Source organism: Pseudarthrobacter sp. NamE2 (genome assembly GCF_005796205.1).
Lineage (GTDB): Bacteria > Actinomycetota > Actinomycetes > Actinomycetales > Micrococcaceae > Arthrobacter.
Genome location: NZ_VAHN01000050.1, coordinates 1 through 551, shown reverse-complemented (window position 1 = coordinate 551; position 551 = coordinate 1). Strand labels below are relative to the sequence as shown.

1 pseudogene is annotated in these 551 nt (G+C 65.5%); it reads right to left on the bottom strand.

Annotation, left to right across the window (positions count from 1 at the left end):
* Nucleotides 1–551 (bottom strand): annotated as a pseudogene (locus FDW83_RS18960) (hypothetical protein); the annotation flags it as partial.

The following is a 551-nucleotide window of genomic DNA, read 5'->3' as shown; positions in this document are numbered from 1 at the left end:
GGTTCGGCGAGCAGGTGCTCGGAGACGGGGGTGAGGCGGCCCTGGGTGGAGTGGACCACGGACATGGAGTCCTCAACGGAGAGGAACTGGGCGCCTTTGGGGTGCTTGTCGTCCTTGTCCGTCCGGCCCAGGGTAGGCAAAATCAGGGAGGTGCGGCCGTGGACGATGTGGGAGCGGTTGGGTTTGGTGGAGATGTGCACGGTCAGCCCGATCCGCTGCATGCCGGCCTCCAGCATTTCGGTGTCCGAGCAGGCCAGGGAGAAGTTCCCGCCCATCGAGACGAACACGTCCACTTCGTTGCGTTCGAAGGCCTCCATGGCCTCGACGGCGTCGTAGCCGTGGTGCCGCGGGGAGGTGATGCCGAATTCGGTGTCAAGGGCTTGCAGGAGCCCTTCCTTGGGTTTTTCCCAGATGCCCATGGTCCGGTCGCCCTGGACGTTGGAGTGGCCGCGGACGGGGCAGGCGCCGGCGCCGGGCTTGCCGAAGTTGCCCTGCAGGAGCAGTACGTTGACCATTTCCTTGATGGTGTCCACCGAGTGCGGCTGCTGCGT